The following is a 16,491-nucleotide window of genomic DNA, read 5'->3' on the forward strand; positions in this document are numbered from 1 at the left end:
GAGTGCCCTCAAAGGCCACATCGGGCGTGGACCGCGCACGGTCTGCCGCTTCGCACCACAACGCAAACTGGTTCAGCACAAAATGGCTCCGGCCCGCTTCGCGGCCGATGGGTACCTCGGGTCTGCGTGTGCTTCTGCGTTTCTCTTTTCTCGTTGGTTTCCCTTGCATACCCCACGGCAGCGCGTAGCGCTGTGCCGAAGCTATTTCGTGCTGAACCAGCGCGCTTAAACAACTAGCTAGTCAGACCGTGCGCGGTCCACGCCCGGTTAGGCCTACGAGGGCACTCGCTACAGAGGCCACGAACAACGAGAAGAACACCCAAATTGCGTGTGACCGCGGGCGTCTCGAGCTGCTTTCTTTGCCTACTTTCTTTGCAGCAGCAAAGAAAGTAGGTGCCGCCCCGCACAGGGGCAACGCTAATACACCGACACGAAATCGGGATCCGGCGAAAAGCAAAACCGAACCTCAATCCGCCCTCAACACAATGGTCGCCAACGGCGGCAACGTCAACGCCGCCGACTGATCCCTCCCATGACCCGGATAGTCATCCGTGTGAATAACCCCGCCATTCCCGGTATTGGAGCCACCATAAATCGAAGCATCGGAGTTAAAAACCTCACTCCAACGCCCACGCCGTGGCAGCCCGATCCGATAAGCCAGCCGAGGCACCGGCGTCATATTGCACACCACAACGAGATCCCGCCCTTCGGCATCCGTACGCCGATACGCATACACGCTATTCGCATTGTCATCGCCGACGATCCACTCGAACCCGCGCGAATCGCTATCGAGCTTATGCAACGCAGGCTCGCTCGTATAAAGCAGATTCAGATCGCGCACGAGCCTCTGCAACCCGCCGTGCAGTGAATCATCGAGCAGATGCCAGTGCGGCGATTCATCGTGATTGAACTCCGCGAACTGCCCGAATTCCCCGCCCATGAACAGGAGCTTCTTGCCCGGATGCGTCCACATGAAACCGTAATAGGCGCGCAGGTTGGCGAACTTCTGCCACCGGTCCCCCGGCATCTTGTTGATGAGCGATCCCTTGCCATGCACCACTTCGTCGTGCGACAAGGGCAGAACGAAGCGCTCGGAATACGCATACACCATCCCGAACGTATAGAGATGATGGTGGTACTGCCGATAAACCGGATCCTCCTCCATGTAATGCAGCGTGTCGTGCATCCAGCCCATGTTCCACTTGAAGTCGAAACCAAGCCCGCCGCTCTCGACATCCGCCGTCACGCCCGGCCACGCCGTCGATTCCTCGGCCACGGTGATCGCGCCCGGAATCTGCCGCACTTCGTGATTCAACCGCTTGAGAAACGCAATCGATTCGAGATTCTCGCGACCGCCATAGATGTTCGGCACCCACTCGCCCGCCTTGCGCGAATAGTCGCGATACAACATCGACGCGACCGCATCGACACGCAAGCCATCGACGTGATAGCGCTTCAGCCACGCCAGCCCCGATGCGATCAGGAACGCGCTCACCTCGTTGCGCCCGAGGTTGTAGATCATCGTGTTCCAGTCCTGGTGATAGCCCTCGCGCGGGTCCGCGTGTTCGTACAGCGGCGTGCCGTCGAATTGCACGAGACCATGCGCGTCGTTCGGGAAGTGCGCCGGCACCCAGTCGATGATCACGCCCAGCCCCGCCTCGTGCGCGCGGTTCACGAACTCCGCGAACTGCTCCGGCGTGCCGAAGCGCGCGGACGGCGCGAACTGCCCGAGCGGCTGATAACCCCACGAACCGCCGAACGGATGCTCGGCGATCGGCATGAACTCCAGATGCGTGAAGCCCATGCCCTTCGCATACGGAATCAGACGTTCGGCAAGCTCGTGCCAGTTCATGCCGCGATTGGCTTCCTCCGGCACGCGCAGCCACGATTCGGCATGCGCCTCGTAAATCGTGATCGGCGATTGCGCCGTCTGCTTGCCGCCGCGCGTGGCCATCCATTCGGCATCGGTCCATGCGTAGTGATCGATGGCGTCCGCATCCGCGACCACCGATGCCGTCGAAGGCGGCTTCTCGCTCTGCATCGCGCAAGGATCGGCCTTCAGCGGCAGCGCGTGGCCGTCGCGTGCGACGATCTCGTACTTGTAGCGCGTGCCCGCGCCGATGCCCGGAATGAACAGCTCCCAGACGCCCGCATCGTGGCGCAGACGCATCGGGTGGCGCCGGCCATCCCACGTGTTGAAGTCGCCGACCACCGACACGCGGCGCGCATTCGGCGCCCACACCGCGAAACGCACGCCCGCGACATTGCCATGCGTGACCGGGCGCGAGCCGAGACATTCGAGCACTGCATACGGGTCCGCTTGCGATAGACGCGTCAGCCATTCATCGGGCAAAGCGGGGCCGAAGGAATAAGTATCGTGCGTTTCCTGCGGCGTGCCGTGCCAGTCGATCTGCAGACGATACGCCGTTGGCCGCTCGACGAAGCCCGCATAGAGCCCCGCATCGTGAATGCGCGCGAGCGAGCCGATGTGCTCGCCGTTGCCCGCATCCGTCACGCCCACGGACGATGCGCCCGGCAGGAACACGCGCACGACATGCCCCAGATCGGTTTGATGCAGGCCGAGCATCGAGAACGGATCGGGATGCCGGGCCTCGACGAGTGCGTCGATGTCGAGCGGATTGAGGCCGTGCGCCGGATTCCTGGTATCCGCCGGATCGCTACGAGTGTTCATGGTGGGTTCCATCCGGATTGTCCTTGGTTGCTCCGAACACGGGTCGCGTGCCCGGAGCGGGCGGCTCGCCCGTATCTCCCAGCAAACGGCTGGCGAGAGACGCGAGACCCCGCAACGGAAGGCCGATCCAGGTCGGCCGGTTCGCTGCTTCGTAGCGGATTTCGTAAGCGGCCTTCTCGATCAGGAAGAGATCGAGCAACGGTTGAAACACGTCTTCGGCCGCGATCGTTTCAGGCGACGATGCAATCGCCGCCATGTACTCACGCAAGAAGCTCTCCTCGGCGAACGCGCGCATCCGCTCGAACAGCGCGCGCTTGCGATCCGCCGTCTGCGCGGGCGCGTTTTCCGTCGTCGATTGCGCCGCGGCGCTCGCATACGACAGCGATCGCATCAGGCCCGCGACGTCGCGCAGCGGGCTCGTCTTTCTGCGGCGCTCTTCGAGCGCACGCGCGGGCTCGCCCTCGAAATCGATCAGATAGGCATCGCCCTGGGCCATCAGCACCTGGCCCAGATGGAAATCGCCGTGGATGCGGATGCACAGCGCATCGGCGCCGGGCACGATGAGTTTCTTCACTGCATCGACCAGAAGGTCGCGTCGATCGAGCAGGCTCTGCGCGAGGAAACGGTCTTGCTCGTTGAACTCGCCGATCTTCTGCGCGAGGATATCGAGCGCCGAATCGAGCAGCTTCAGCGTGCCGTCGATCCATCCTTGCGCGTCTTCGGCGCTCGCGCGCTGTGGCGCGAAGGCTTCATCGTCGGTGGGCGTGGCGAGCGCGACATGCAACTCGCCCAGCCGCTTGCCGATCACGCCCGCGATCGTGCCGTAGCCCGCGAAACCTTCGAGCTGCGCATCGCGTTCCTGCGTATGCTCCTCCGCTTCCACCGCGACGGCGAGTTCATCGACCGTGCGGCGCAGATAGTCGAGCGCGTAGTTCCACGCATCGCCCTGATTGTCGATATAGCCCTGCAGGATGATGAGCGTATGCGGCACGCCCTGCGGATCGACACGCACGACTTCGCCGTAGAGCGGGCCGGTGTTCGCATAGCCGAGCTTCGTCAGATAGCGGCTCATCTCCGCTTCGGGATGAATGCCGCCGACGATGCGCCGCACCAGCTTCAACACGACCTTGTCGCCGATCACGAGCGAGCTGTTGCTCTGTTCGGCCGCGAGCCAGCGAATCTCCGGCAGATCGGCGGGATAGTAGTTGAGTTCGTTGAGCCGCTCGGTCGGAATGAAGCGGATCTCGCTCTTTTGCACCGTCGGCACGACCGCGCGTTCCTTCAGCTTGCGCATGACGCCGTAGGTGAACTGCGGCACCGAGAACGCATCGGTGAGATGCCCGATATTGCGGTTGCGCCGCACGCGCGCCAGCGCGAGCTGCATATAGAGCGGCGAGGTGGTTTCCGTGCCCCACGCGATCGACAGCGGCAGCACATAGCGCTCGCAATGATCGCCGACATCGGCTTCGATTTCGGTGAACGCGAAGCCGGCGCCTTCGATCGTCGTCAGCGCGGCGAGACGCACGCCATGCAGCTTCTGATCCTTCGACGCGAACCAGCGGCGCTTGCTCAGGTAATTCGGGAGCACTTCCGATTCGAGCAGGCGCACGTTCTCCGGCGTCGGGCCGGTCTGTCCCGCGCGTATCACCATCGTCACGAATTCGGGCAATTGCTCCGAGGGCGCCTGCGCCCACGCTGGCCGCATGTTCCCGGGGCACAGCTGGAACCACAGGAAACCGTAAGGCGGAAAGGTCAGCAGATACGTGAGCTTGCCGATCGCCGGAAACGGCGAATCGGCGGTCATTTCCAGCGGCACCGATCCATCGAACTCCGACAGGTCGAGTTCCACCGCCTGCGGCGCGCGCGAAAGATTCGCGACGCACAGAATCGGCGGTTCGCCTTCGAGCTCGCGCAGATATGCGAGGATCTTGCGGTTCGCGGGCCGCAGGAAGCGGATCGTGCCGCGTCCGAACGCATGCTTCGAGCGGCGCACCGCCAGCATTTTGCGCGTCCAGTTCAGCAGCGAATGCGGATCGCGGCTCTGCGATTCGACATTCACCGCGTCATAGCCGTAGAGCGAGCCCATCACGGGCGGCAACACGAGCTGTTCCGGATCGGCGCGCGAGAAGCCGCCGTTGCGGTCGGACGACCACTGCATCGGCGTGCGTACGCCGTCGCGATCGCCGAGGTGGATGTTGTCGCCCATGCCGAGTTCATCGCCGTAATAGATGACAGGCGTGCCCGGCATCGACAGCAGCAGCGAATTGATCAGTTCGATGCGTCTTCTGTCGCGCTCCATGAGCGGCGCGAGACGCCGCCGGATGCCGAGGTTCAGACGCGCGCGGCGATCGCTCGCATACGTGTTCCACAGATAGTCGCGCTCGGAGTCCGTGACCATTTCGAGCGTGAGCTCGTCGTGGTTGCGCAGGAAGATCGCCCATTGATTGGTCGTGCCGAGATCGGGCGTCTGCCGCATGATGTCGGTGATCGGAAAGCGGTCCTCGCTCGCGATCGACATGTAGATGCGCGGCATCAGCGGAAAATGGAACGCCATGTGGCATTCGTCTTCGTCGCCGAAGTATTCCTTCACGTCTTCCGGCCACTGATTCGCTTCCGCGAGCAGCATGCGGTTCGGATACTCCGCGTCGATGGTCGCGCGAATCTTCTTCAAAATGTCGTGCGTTTCCGGCAGATTCTCGTTGTTGGTGCCTTCGCGCTCGACGAGGTAAGGCACCGCATCCAGCCGCAGCCCGTCGATGCCCATGTCGAGCCAGAAGCGCATCACCGAAAGCACTTCCTTGAGGACCGCGGGGTTGTCGAAGTTCAGATCCGGCTGGTGCGCGTAGAAGCGATGCCAGTAATACTGGCCCGCGACCGGATCGTGGGTCCAGTTGGACGGCTCCGTGTCGATGAAGATGATGCGCGTCTCCTCATACTTCTTGTCCGTATCGGACCACACGTAATAGTTGCGATGATTCGAGCCCGGCTTCGCATGCCGCGCGCGCTGAAACCACGGATGCTGATCCGACGTGTGATTGATGACGAGCTCGGTGATCACGCGTATGCCGCGCGCGTGCGCTTCCTGAATGAAGCGCTTGACGTCCGCGATGGTGCCGTAGTCCGGATGCACGTTGCGGTAGTCGGCGATGTCGTAGCCGTCGTCGCGGCGCGGCGACGGATAGAACGGCAGCAGCCAGATCGCATCGACGCCCAGCTCCGCGATGTAGTCGAGTTTCGCGAGCAGGCCGGGGAAATCGCCGATGCCGTCGTTGTTCGCATCGAAGAAAGACTTGATGTGAACCTGATAGATGATCGCGTCCTTGTACCAGAGCGGATCATCGCTGAGACTCGACGCCTTCTTGTTGCGCTTCACCCTTGTATCCACGTTTCGCTCCAATGTTTCGTGCGGGCTAGCTGCCGCCCTTGTTATTGGTGTGCTCTCGTTCGCCGCCGGTGATTCATCCTTCCTCGTTCGGTTGAGGCTTCGGCAAGCCCCAGGTCGGCGAAATGCGCCATATCGCGAACGGCAGCGAATGCGGATTGAGCCGCACGTGCTGACGCCGTCCACGCCATTCGAATTGTTCGCCCGTCACCTGATCTTCGACCGCGACGGCGTCCCAGTCGTGCACGCCCCAGCGTTCGAGCGTCTGCCACGGCAGGTCGATATCTGCGCCCTGCTCGTTGAACGGATCGAGATTGATCGCGACCAGCACGACGTTATCGCGCGATGCGTTCGCCTTCTCGAAGAACAGGATGTGATCGTTATGCGCGGGCAGGAAGTTCACGCCGAGATGCGTCTGCAACGCGGGATTCGCACGGCGGATGCGGTTGAGCGCGGTGATCTCGGTCACGATGTTGCCGGGCCGGTTCCAGTCCCACGCCTTCAGCTCGTACTTCTCGGAGTGCAGATATTCCTCGCTGTTGGGCAGCGCCGCGGACTCGCACAACTCGAAGCCGCTATAGACGCCCCACAGGCCCGACAGGGTCGCCGCCAGCGCCGCTCGGATCACGAAGCCCGGCCGCCCCGAGCTTTGCAGGAAGCGCGGATTGATGTCCGGCGTGTTGACGAAGAAGTTCGGGCGGAAGTAATCCTTCGCGTCGGTCTGCGTGAGATCGTGCATGTACTCGATGAAATCGCGCTTGCTTTCGCGCCACGTGAAGTACGTGTACGACTGCGAGAAGCCGAGTTTGGCGAGGCGATTCATCACGCGCGGCCGCGTGAAGGCTTCGGCGAGGAAGATCACGTCGGGATGACGCGCGCGCACGTCGCCGATGACCCATTCCCAGAACGGAAACGGCTTCGTATGCGGGTTGTCGACGCGAAAGATGCGAACGCCCGCCGCGACCCAGTGCAGGAAGACATCGCGCAGGGCGATCCATAGTTCGGGCTTCGCGTCCTGCGCATAGAAGTCCGGATTCACGATGTCCTGATACTTCTTCGGCGGATTCTCTGCATAGCGCAGCGTGCCGTCGGGACGCCACGCGAACCATGTCGGATGTTCCTTCAGCCACGGATGATCCGGCGAGCACTGCACCGCGAAGTCGAGCGCGATCTCGAGACCATGTTCATGCGCGGCTTCGAGCATGCGCTTGAAGTCGTCGAGATTGCCGAGTTCGGGATGCACGGCCGTGTGGCCGCCTTCCTTGCCGCCGATCGCATACGGGCTGCCGACATCGCCCGGCTCGGCCGTGAGCGTGTTGTTCTTGCCCTTGCGGTTGGCAATGCCGATCGGATGGATCGGCGGGAAATAGAGCACGTCGAAGCCCATTTCGCGGATGCGCGGCATCTTGCCGATCACGTCGATGAAAGTGCCGTGACGATTCACGTCGTCGCTCATCGAGCGCGGGAAGATCTCGTACCAGCTCGCGAAGCGCGCGGCGGCGCGTTCGGCGTCGACGCGATAGACCACCGGATCGCGCGACAGGAACGGCCGATGCCTTGCCGCCGCAACCGCCTTCGCGGTCGCGGGCGCGAGCACGAGTTCGAGCTTGCGCGCGTCATGGGCTTTGGTGAACTCCTTGACGATCGCGTCGAGCGGGGCGCTGTCGCTGTCGGCATCGTCGGCGGTCTTGACTTCCGCGAGAATCAGCGCGAACAGATGCTTCGCTTCCTCGACTTCGAGTTCGACGGTCTGTCCGGCCTTCAGCTTCTTCTGCATGTGATCGACGAGCGACGCGTAATCGTCGCGCCATGCCATCACGACGAATTCATGACGGCCCACGCGTTCGAGCGGAATGCGAGTCGACCACAGATCGAGGCCGGCGGGCTGCACGGCGGTCATCGGCGCTTCGTGCCAGTCGGTCTCGTCGGCGGCGCGCCATTGCACGGAGGCGGCGATCTTGTCGTGACCTTCCGCGAAGATCGCGGCCTGAATCTCCAGCGCCTCGCCGACGATGCGCTTCGCCGGAAAGCGCCCGTGATCGATGGACGGCGTGACGCTTTCGATCGACACGCGTGGCGCGGCGATCGCCTCGGTCACGGATTTCTTGTCGGCGGTTTTCGCGCCGCGCTTCACCTGCGGTTGCGCAAGCAGGATGAACGGCTCGGCTTCCGCGCGGAACAGGCGCACTTCGCCCGCCTTCAGCGTGAACGGCGCGAGGCGTTCGGCCTTCTCCATGGCATCGTCGATGAGCGCGAAGCGCGTGTAGTTGCCCGGCACCGATTCGAGCAGATGCAGCGTATCGACATGCACGGGCGCGACGAGATCGGGATTGATGATCGCGAGCACGGCGCCTTCGCTGTGACGCAGATCGCCGCCATCGGCGCGAATCAGCGCGGCGTACGGCGTGCCCGAGCCCGTCAGCGAGCGCAGTTCGCCGACGCTCGACAGCGTGCCGACATTGCGCTGCAGTTCGTTCGCGCGCCGCACGCGCGCCGTGAGATCGATGCGCTTCTCGCTCTTCGCGCGCTGGTATTCCGCGGCGACGCCGTATTGCGGCGACATCGGCAGGCCGACGCCGTATTCGAAGCCCATCGGCACCATGATGCCGGTGCCGAGCGCGGCGGCGGTGTCGAGCACGCGCGTGTAGGCGCGTTCGACGATCGCGGTGTCGCTCGTATCGGAGAGATCGCTGATGAGACGCGCGCCGAACGGATCTTCGGGGAACGTTATAGGCGAGGCGATGCGCGTGAGCGCGGCGTGCTCGTCGAAGAGCCATGCGCTTTTGAAGTCCCACCAGCGCGTGGAGGCGAACACGGCGTCGAATGCGGCATCGACGAGACCATGCAGATCATGACGCGTCGCGCCGACGGTCCACGCGAGCCAGCGCGTGTCCGGATGCTTTTCGCGCACGGCCGCGCCGAGCCTGCGCCAAACGTGCGCGGGCACCGCGTAAGGCGAATCGAAGCGAAAGCCGCCGACGCCCGCCGCGGCCAGCACGTTCAGCTCCCGCGCCCACCATTCGGTCAGATGATGCGCGGACTCGCCGTCGGCGAAGTTCGCCCAGGCGACATCGCGCTGACGCGGCGGCTTGCGCGGATCGAGCCGCGCGTCCGCGCTTTCGAACGGCTGGAACCAGTGTTTGTTCTCCTGATAGAGGCCGCCCTCGGCGCTCACGCGATCGATCACGATATCGACGAGCAGGGTGAGATCGTGCTTCTTCGCGGCGTCGGCAAGCTGGCGCAGAACCTCGGCTGCGCTCGCATCGGATTCGAAGACGGGGTGCAGCCGATGATGATCCGCCACCGCTTCGCGATGCCCGTTGCTGCCGGGCACGAACGGCGAGCCGATCAGGACATGGTCGAAGCCGAGCCCGGCCGCGTGCTCGAACTGGGCGGGCCAGTTCGCGAGCGGGCCGACGAGCAGGGGATCGATGAAGTAGATACGCGGCGCGTACGCATGATGAGCTTGATGGTTTTCCATCGTTAGTCTTTTCCAGAGTCGTCCTGCGGTGGCGGGGATGCGGGCATCGATCGCGATCACGCTCACGGGCCAAACTGGCTGAAGAGCCGTCCCGGTGTCGCGGATCGCGCGGGCTCTCAGGCGGAACTCAGATTACACCCTGGCGCCGTTCGAATCGACGCCTGCCTGGCCGCGCTCCGCGATGCACCGTGTATCGAGCGCTCTTCGCGCGCACGGTGGGCGCCACGGTCCCCAAGTGATCGTCAACGCACGGCGAGGCAGCACGTAGCGTGCCGCGCCCGGCGTGTCCGGCTCAGTGCAACTTCAGGGCACTACTATGGAACAACTGCAGCGGACATGCTCAGGCAGTGCGCGCAAGCGAATGCGCGTCGTGCGCCTGCGCGGGCATGTGCGCGGGCGCCTGCATGATGTCGGCATCGCGGCGCGGGCGCAGTGCCGTGCGGCTCGGGCGCGCGTCGCTCACGCCGACGTACAGTGCGACCATCTTCGTGACGGCTTCGTTCCATCCGAAATCGCGGGACATCGCGTTGCGCTGCAGCGCGCGCCACACTTGCGGGCGCATGTAGGCATCGAGCGCGCGGCTCGCGGCGTCGATGACATCGCCCGCGCGTCCGCCATCGAAGAGAAAGCCGGTGGGCGCGTGCGAGGCGCGCGGCGCGGACATCGCCGCGATCGGCATGTCGTGCGTGCCGTCGCGCAGCACGATCGACGGACGCAGCGCGGAGTAGGCCGCGTGATCCGCGTTTTGCGCCGCATCGACGATCGTGTCGGCGAGGCCGCCCACGCGCGATGCGACCGGCAGCGTGCCATAGCGCATCGCGTACATCTGCGTGAGGCCGCAGGGCTCGAAACGGCTGCCATGCAGCAGGATGTCCGCGCCCGCGTGCAATGCATGCGCGCGCCGCTCGTCATATCCGATATACACGCCGACCCGGTCCGGCCATTCCTGCGCGAGCTTTCGGAAGCCCGCTTCGATATACGCTTCGCCCTTGCCGATCACCGCCAGTTGCAGACGCGGATGCTTCTCCAGCAGACGCGGCAGCGCTTCGAGCACGACATCGGCCAGTTTCTGACCGGTCATGCGGCTGCCGATCGCCATCAGCGGCGCGAACGGATCGACGGGCAAGCCGAACTTGCGTTGCAGCGCGCGCTTGCAGGCGTGCTTGCCGCGCATATCGTCGAACGAATAGTTGCGTTCGATGAGCGCATCGGTAGCGGGATTCCACGCCTGTTCGTCGATGCCGTTGACGACGCCGCACAACTTGTCGGCGCAGCTTTGCAGCACGCCTTCCATCAGGTGCCCGAAACGCGGCGTGAGAATTTCGCGCGCGTAGGTTTCGGAGACGGTCGTGACGCGATCGGCATGCACGATGCCCGCTTTCATCAGACTCAGCGCGCCGTAGAACTCGATGCTCTTCGGATCGCTGAGCGCATGCACGAGCCATTTCTCGGGCACGCCGAGCGACGCACCAAGCGAGCGCGCGTAGTTGCCCTGGAATGCGAGATTGTGGATCGTGAATACGCTCTTTGCGTGCACGCCCGCATGCTTCATCAGGAGCGGCGTGAGGCCGGTATGCCAGTCGTGCGCGTGCACGATGTCGGGTTTCTTCACGCCGCGCACGCCCTCCGCGATCCTGACCGCCGCGGCCGAGAGCATCGCGAAGCGGATTGCATTGTCCGGGTAATCGCGGCCCTGCGCGTCCTGATACAGGCCGGTGCGCGCGTAGAGCGCGTCGCAGCGCAGCAGCAGCACGGGCACGCCGGTGTCGGGCATGCGCGCGCGCAACAGCGTCGCATCGCCGCCGGGCAGGCCTCTGAGCGTACCGACCTTGCTCAGGCCTTGCGCCTGGGCGATCGCATTCGGGTAAGCGGGAAGCAGGATGGTGGCGTCGACGCCGGCTTCGCGCAGTGCGGCGGCGTAGGCGCTGACCATATCGCCGAGTCCGCCGGTCTTGGCGAGCGGGACGGCTTCGGAGGCGACCAGCAGAACGTTCAAGGGCAAAGTGGGCTCCTGTGCAAGCGGAACGCGCGGATGAACGGCCGCGCATGCAAGTGCTGATCGGGATGGGATTCGGAATGGCTGGCGCATTGCAGCAATCGGTGTGCCACGCGCCGATATGTGTGCAGTGCAGCACGTTCGCGTCGGCGCCGAAACGATGGCGACGTGCGCTCCGGCCATGCGCGAAACGGCACGAACGTGCCGCGTGTAAAACTGACAGCGGCGCGCGCCGCGTTTTTACACGGCGGATGAGATGAGCTTATGGCGCGCGCGTGACAACGTCGTTTCAGCCGCCGACCATGCTCGCGGCGATGTTGATGGAGAGCCCGAGCACCGCGAGATTGAAGAAGAACGACAGCACCGCTTGCCCGAGCGCCGTGCGGCGCGCGGAGGTCGAGGCGAGCGCGACATCGGCGGTCTGCGAGGCCACGGCGATGGTGAAGGAGAAGTAGAGGAAGTCCCAGTAGTCGGGCTTCAGATGCTGGTCGGGAAACTTGAGCGCGGGGTCGTTGTCCGGCGACTGATAGTAGTGCCGCGCGTAGTGCAGCGTGAACATCGTCGGGATCAGGAACCAGGCGCCGAGCATCGTCGCGCCGGTCAGCAGGTAATGCAGCACCGCGCCGGCGCCCATGTTTTTTGCGGTCGACAACTCCACGACGATCGCGACGATGCTTGCAATCGCCGCGACGCTCACGATCATCAGCACAGTCGCGGCGTTCTCGTCCTCGCGCTCGGCGAGTTCCTGCAGGTCGCTCTGGCGCGCGGTCGCCATCTTCAGCCAGATCAGCACGAGATAGAGCCACACCGCCGTGTCCCAGCCGAGCAGTGCGCGCGCAGTCGGACGCACGTGCGCCGGAATGAGGGCGGCCACGACGCCACCGATCAGCAGGCCGATCAGGGCGCGCGGCCGGTTGCGCAGTACAGACGGGAGAATCTGCTTCATCGCGTGTCGATCCGCATGGGAGCCAGGCTTCGCTCGATGGCTGCGATTATTGCCCGTCTGCCTTTCAGCAAGGTGAGCGCTCGCAAGCGGGCGCAATAAATGCGGATTCGGATAATCTGGGCGGCAGCTTTTACGTCGATGATGAGCGCGCACGTAACGGCGATGTAACGGTTGTCGAGCCAGCTTCCAGATTGCTTGCAAAAGCGATCCAACCCTCACACGGTGTCATTGAGCAGCGCTATCATCGACGCATGAATGGTCCTACCTATCCTATCGTCTGCAGGCATTCCGCCAACGAGAGCGGCCGCGATTTCGTGGTCGGCGATCTGCATGGCTGCGTCGATGCGCTGCGCTATCTGCTGCACGAAATCGGCTTCGATGGTGCGCGGGACCGGCTGTTCTCCGTCGGTGACCTCGTCGATCGCGGCGCGGATTCGCTCGCGGCGATCGATCTCATCGACAAGCCGTGGTTTTACGCGGTGCGCGGCAATCACGAGGATTCGCTGATCTCCGTCGCGACCGGCACGATGCGGCGCCAGTCGTGGTATGCGATCGGCGGCGACTGGGCGGAATCGGTCAGCGACGAGCAGCTTGCCGTGCTCGCGGCGCGGCTCGCGAAGCTGCCACTGGTGCGTATCGTCGGCGAGGGCGCGCAGCGTTTCAATGTGCTGCACGCGGAGTTTTTCGGCTGCGACGCCGAACTCGACGTCGCCGAATTTCCTGACGACGTGCGCAACCAGATTTTGTGGGGCCGCGGCCTCGCGCTCGGTCACGCGGACCCGGGTCAGCAATATGGGCTTTCGCCCACGTACTGCGGCCACACGCCGACGCGCACGGTGAAGCAGATAGGCGCGCAGATCTTCATCGATACCGGCGCGTTCGCGTCGGAAGGGCGGCTCACGATCGTTCAGCCCGGCACCGACGAGCGCTGGTCCGTCAAGGAGCGCTGGGCCACGGCGGAAGGCGCTGGCGCGCTCGCACTGCCCTGAACCCAGGTAGTCCGGCACGCGCGTTGCTCGATGTTTCGCCATCAATCGAACGCATAGTGGCGAGGCGCAAGGTGGCACGAATCGGAAACGACATCGAGACGGGAGGCGTGCAGGGCTGCCCCGAGGATCTGCCGCCGGGCTTGCGCTACATGGACGATTCGCGGCGCGGCTATACGCGCGAATGGACCGACGGCGCATTCGCGTACTTCAACACGCAGAGCAGGCGTATCGACGATGAAGCGGAGATTCGCCGCATCAATGCGCTCGCCATTCCGCCCGCTTACACCGATGTCTGGATCTGCCCCGACGCGCGCGGCCATCTCCAGGCGACCGGGCGCGATGCGCGCGGGCGCAAGCAATATCGCTATCACCCGCAATGGCGCGAAACCCGCGACGCCACCAAGTACGAGCGCATGCTCGCGTTCTCCGGTGTGCTGCCGAAGCTGCGCTCACGCGTCGCGCGCGATCTGACGCTCGACGGCATGCCGCGCAACAAGGTGCTCGCGACCGTCGTGCGCCTGCTCGACACGACGCTGATCCGCGTCGGCAGCGAGGAGTACGCGCGCGAAAATCGCTCGTATGGGCTGACGACGTTGCGAAAGCGTCATCTGAAAGTATCGGCGGGGATGCTGAGGTTCAGGTTTCGCGGCAAGAGCGGCATCGAGCACGATGTCGCGGTGAGCGATACACGGGTCGCGCGCATCGTCAAACGCTGCATGGATCTGCCGGGTCAGGATCTTTTCCAGTATCTCGATGCGGACGGCACGCGTCATTCGGTCAGTTCATCGGACATCAACGAGTATCTGCACGAGATCACCGGCGCGGATTTCACCGCGAAGGACTATCGGACGTGGGCCGGCAGTGTGTTCGCGCTCGCGGCGCTCAGAAGGCTCAAATGGGAGACGGTGACGGAGGCGCGCAAGCATGTCGTCGGCACGATTAAGGAAGTTGCGCAATTGCTGCGCAACACGCCTGCCGTGTGCCGCAAGTGCTACGTGCATCCTGCAGTCATCGACGCATTCGAGGCGGGCGAACTGGCGGAAACGCTGCCCGCGTCGCGCCGCCACGGATTGAAGACCGATGAAGCCGCGCTCGCGATCTTCCTCGAAAAGGAAGCGAAGCGCCGCACGCGCGAGGCGGCGCGCAAGAACCGCAAGGGCGCCGCGCCGAGCGACACGCGCATCACGAAGCTGCTCACCGAATCGAGCCGCAAGGCGCGCGCCGGTGCGCTGAAGGCGAGCGGCAAGAATGCGGCGAGCCAGGCACTGGAGCAGGTCGTCCGGAAGCCGGCGAAAAAGGCCGCGCGGCCGGCGTCGAAGAAACTCGCGCGCACGCGCACGGAAACCGCGGTGGCGATCGGTTCAGGCGCGTGAAACGTTTGCCCGGTCAGCCGATCTGGTTTAGTTCGAACACATAGTCGACCGTCTCGCCGTTCCAGTTGTATTCGAGATAGGCCGCGTGACGGCAGTCGCGCAGCATCGTCGTGCGCAGGGCGGCGAGGCATTCGCCTTCCGGATCGCGCACCGACGGATACGCGATTCCCCGCGCGCCCGCCGCACGCACCGCGCGGCCGAGCGCCTTGCCCGGGCCGTAATCATCCGGCGCGAGAATGCTCGGATCCAGTCCCGCCTCAGCGATCGCATCGCCGCGCAGATCGACGACTTCGCCGTGCGCCCGCACCGTGTAGAGACGCATCTGCTGACGCAGCGGCGCTTCGTTTGTGGCTGCGAGAAAGAGACCCGAGTGATAGCGCGTCTCCGCGATCGCCGTCTGCCGCTCGCGGCCGCAGTAGAACACGCCGTAGCTGCCGTCGGAAAAGCGGCTGCCGTTCGGGTTCAGATGCGTGAACGTCGCCATGATCGGCCCGCATCCCGGCCCGAAGCAGCGTTCCTCGGGCGGCACGAGATCCAGTTCGCCGACTTCCGTGCGCAGGCGGTCGTTGGTCATCGCTTCGAGCGCGTAGAGCGCCTCGAAATCCTGCGGCGAGGCGACCCGGTCGAACAGATTCACGGCCGGAAAACGCGTCGGAATCACGCGGTACGCGGGCGTCCAGTCGAGCAGACCGTGCGGCCATCGTTCGCGCCAGTTCGATGTGTCCTTGCTGAATGCGATCCCCATCACGCCCAGCCGCCTCGCATTGCGTCGAGATACTGGCGCACGGCGACGAGATCGCTGATGTTGCCCGCCAGCAGACGATCGAGCGCCGGATGACCGCCGAAGGGCGGCGCGGCGTTGGGACGACGGATCCAGGTATCGGCGGCTTTCGGGTCGGGCAGAAGGATTTGCAGCGCCTTGTAGATGCCGAGAATCAGCGACAGGCGCTCCAGCGTATCGCGCGCGAGCCGCGCGGACTCGGGGTCATGCTTCCATTTGAAGTACGTGGAGCGCCCGGGCGAGCCGAGCAGCGTGATCTGCTCTTCGGCGGAAAGCGCCCAGTCGCGCGCAATATTGAAGAACGCGCGCAGCCCGGCGGCGGAAAGATCGCTTGAATCAAGCGCCGGACGCGGCACCGGATGGCCGGCCGACGCGGCGGCGTGTGCGGCGTTGGGCATGTCGTTGAGTCTCCAAAGGAACTTTCAACGAATATTAGTCCATATTTGGATTAATACAAGCATGCCATGAGTGTTTCTGCTTGCAGCGCCGGATCAGTCCTCGTCGTCGGATGGGCCGTAGCGGCGGCCGGGTACATGGGACTTGAGCGCATCGGCGATCTGGGAAGGCGTGCAATCGGCGGGAACCACACGGCGCTGGACGCGCGGATCGTTCTTCAGCGCCCACTCGACCATGCGATAAGCCGGGCCCCAGGGCGGTTCGACGGGCAGGGACAGACGGCATTCGCGCAGGGTGAGCGCATACTGCTTGCGCAACGTCGGTGCGAGGTTGGCGGGGCGTCGGCGCGCGGCGGTATTGGCGGGCATGGCAACATTCCTCACGGTAGTGGCTCGGCCGTCCGATGCGGACGGGGGCGATGGAGCCGGATCGTGAGTCGAGTGTGTCGGCAGAGA

At 64.3% G+C, this 16,491-nt stretch carries 10 protein-coding genes; 2 read left to right on the plus strand and 8 right to left on the minus strand.

The annotated features are described in order from the left end of the window. Window positions 1–466: 466 nt before the first annotated feature. The 5 genes from glgB to BTHE68_RS14365 form a co-directional block, all read right to left on the minus strand. Entirely contained in the window at window positions 467–2,692 is a 2,226-nt protein-coding gene (glgB, locus tag BTHE68_RS14345) for a 1,4-alpha-glucan branching protein GlgB (protein ID WP_162067026.1), read from the minus strand. Further along, complete coding sequence (treS, locus tag BTHE68_RS14350; RefSeq protein ID WP_502710588.1) at window positions 2,679–6,077, minus strand: maltose alpha-D-glucosyltransferase; 3,399 nt, start codon at window positions 6,075–6,077, stop codon at window positions 2,679–2,681. The genes glgB and treS overlap by 14 nt, the downstream gene beginning before the upstream one ends. A gap of 73 nt (window positions 6,078–6,150) precedes the next feature. Further along, window positions 6,151–9,555, minus strand: a complete 3,405-nt coding sequence (locus BTHE68_RS14355; protein ID WP_162067027.1) for a maltotransferase domain-containing protein — start codon at window positions 9,553–9,555, stop codon at window positions 6,151–6,153. Between the two features lie 340 nt (window positions 9,556–9,895). Next, on the minus strand, window positions 9,896–11,557 hold the full coding sequence (gene glgA / locus BTHE68_RS14360) for a glycogen synthase GlgA (protein ID WP_162067028.1): 1,662 nt from the start codon (window positions 11,555–11,557) through the stop codon (window positions 9,896–9,898). A 283-nt stretch (window positions 11,558–11,840) separates the two neighbouring features. Further along, a complete protein-coding gene (locus BTHE68_RS14365) occupies window positions 11,841–12,497 on the minus strand; it encodes a DUF1345 domain-containing protein (RefSeq protein WP_162067029.1) in 657 nt (218 codons plus the stop codon). Window positions 12,498–12,748: 251 nt separating this feature from the next. On the opposite strand from BTHE68_RS14365, the gene BTHE68_RS14370 reads away from it, so the two are divergent. Together BTHE68_RS14370 and BTHE68_RS14375 are read left to right on the plus strand one after the other, a co-directional pair. Next, on the plus strand, window positions 12,749–13,486 hold the full coding sequence (locus tag BTHE68_RS14370) for a metallophosphoesterase (RefSeq protein ID WP_162067030.1): 738 nt from the start codon (window positions 12,749–12,751) through the stop codon (window positions 13,484–13,486). Window positions 13,487–13,557: 71 nt separating this feature from the next. After that, on the plus strand, window positions 13,558–14,859 hold the full coding sequence (locus tag BTHE68_RS14375; RefSeq protein ID WP_232077996.1) for a DNA topoisomerase IB: 1,302 nt from the start codon (window positions 13,558–13,560) through the stop codon (window positions 14,857–14,859). 13 nt (window positions 14,860–14,872) lie between these two features. Here BTHE68_RS14375 and BTHE68_RS14380 read toward each other — a convergent pair whose 3' ends face one another. From BTHE68_RS14380 to BTHE68_RS14390, 3 genes are all read right to left on the minus strand, one after another. After that, window positions 14,873–15,604 carry an RES family NAD+ phosphorylase gene (locus BTHE68_RS14380; protein ID WP_174258087.1) on the minus strand — a complete coding sequence of 244 codons (732 nt, stop codon included), beginning with the start codon at window positions 15,602–15,604 and terminating at the stop codon, window positions 14,873–14,875. After that, window positions 15,604–16,038, minus strand: a complete 435-nt coding sequence (locus BTHE68_RS14385; RefSeq protein ID WP_162067031.1) for an MbcA/ParS/Xre antitoxin family protein — start codon at window positions 16,036–16,038, stop codon at window positions 15,604–15,606. Before BTHE68_RS14385 ends, BTHE68_RS14380 begins: the two co-directional genes overlap by 1 nt. Window positions 16,039–16,131: 93 nt before the next feature. Continuing rightward, on the minus strand, window positions 16,132–16,404 hold the full coding sequence (locus BTHE68_RS14390; RefSeq protein ID WP_162067032.1) for a DUF2866 domain-containing protein: 273 nt from the start codon (window positions 16,402–16,404) through the stop codon (window positions 16,132–16,134). Window positions 16,405–16,491: the final 87 nt, after the last annotated feature.

Origin of the sequence: Burkholderia sp. THE68, from assembly GCF_009938265.1 — a bacterium.
Taxonomy (GTDB): Bacteria; Pseudomonadota; Gammaproteobacteria; order Burkholderiales; family Burkholderiaceae; genus Caballeronia.

Excerpts from the sequence above, each read along its gene's own strand:
- glgB (WP_162067026.1), bottom strand. The coding sequence starts at position 2,692 with ATGAACACTCGTAGCGATCCGGCGGATACCAGGAATCCGGCGCACGGC.
- BTHE68_RS14355 (WP_162067027.1), bottom strand. The coding sequence starts at position 9,555 with ATGGAAAACCATCAAGCTCATCATGCGTACGCGCCGCGTATCTACTTC.
- BTHE68_RS14365 (WP_162067029.1), bottom strand. The coding sequence starts at position 12,497 with ATGAAGCAGATTCTCCCGTCTGTACTGCGCAACCGGCCGCGCGCCCTG.
- BTHE68_RS14370 (WP_162067030.1), top strand. The coding sequence starts at position 12,749 with ATGAATGGTCCTACCTATCCTATCGTCTGCAGGCATTCCGCCAACGAG.
- BTHE68_RS14380 (WP_174258087.1), bottom strand. The coding sequence starts at position 15,604 with ATGGGGATCGCATTCAGCAAGGACACATCGAACTGGCGCGAACGATGG.
- BTHE68_RS14385 (WP_162067031.1), bottom strand. The coding sequence starts at position 16,038 with ATGCCCAACGCCGCACACGCCGCCGCGTCGGCCGGCCATCCGGTGCCG.
- BTHE68_RS14390 (WP_162067032.1), bottom strand. The coding sequence starts at position 16,404 with ATGCCCGCCAATACCGCCGCGCGCCGACGCCCCGCCAACCTCGCACCG.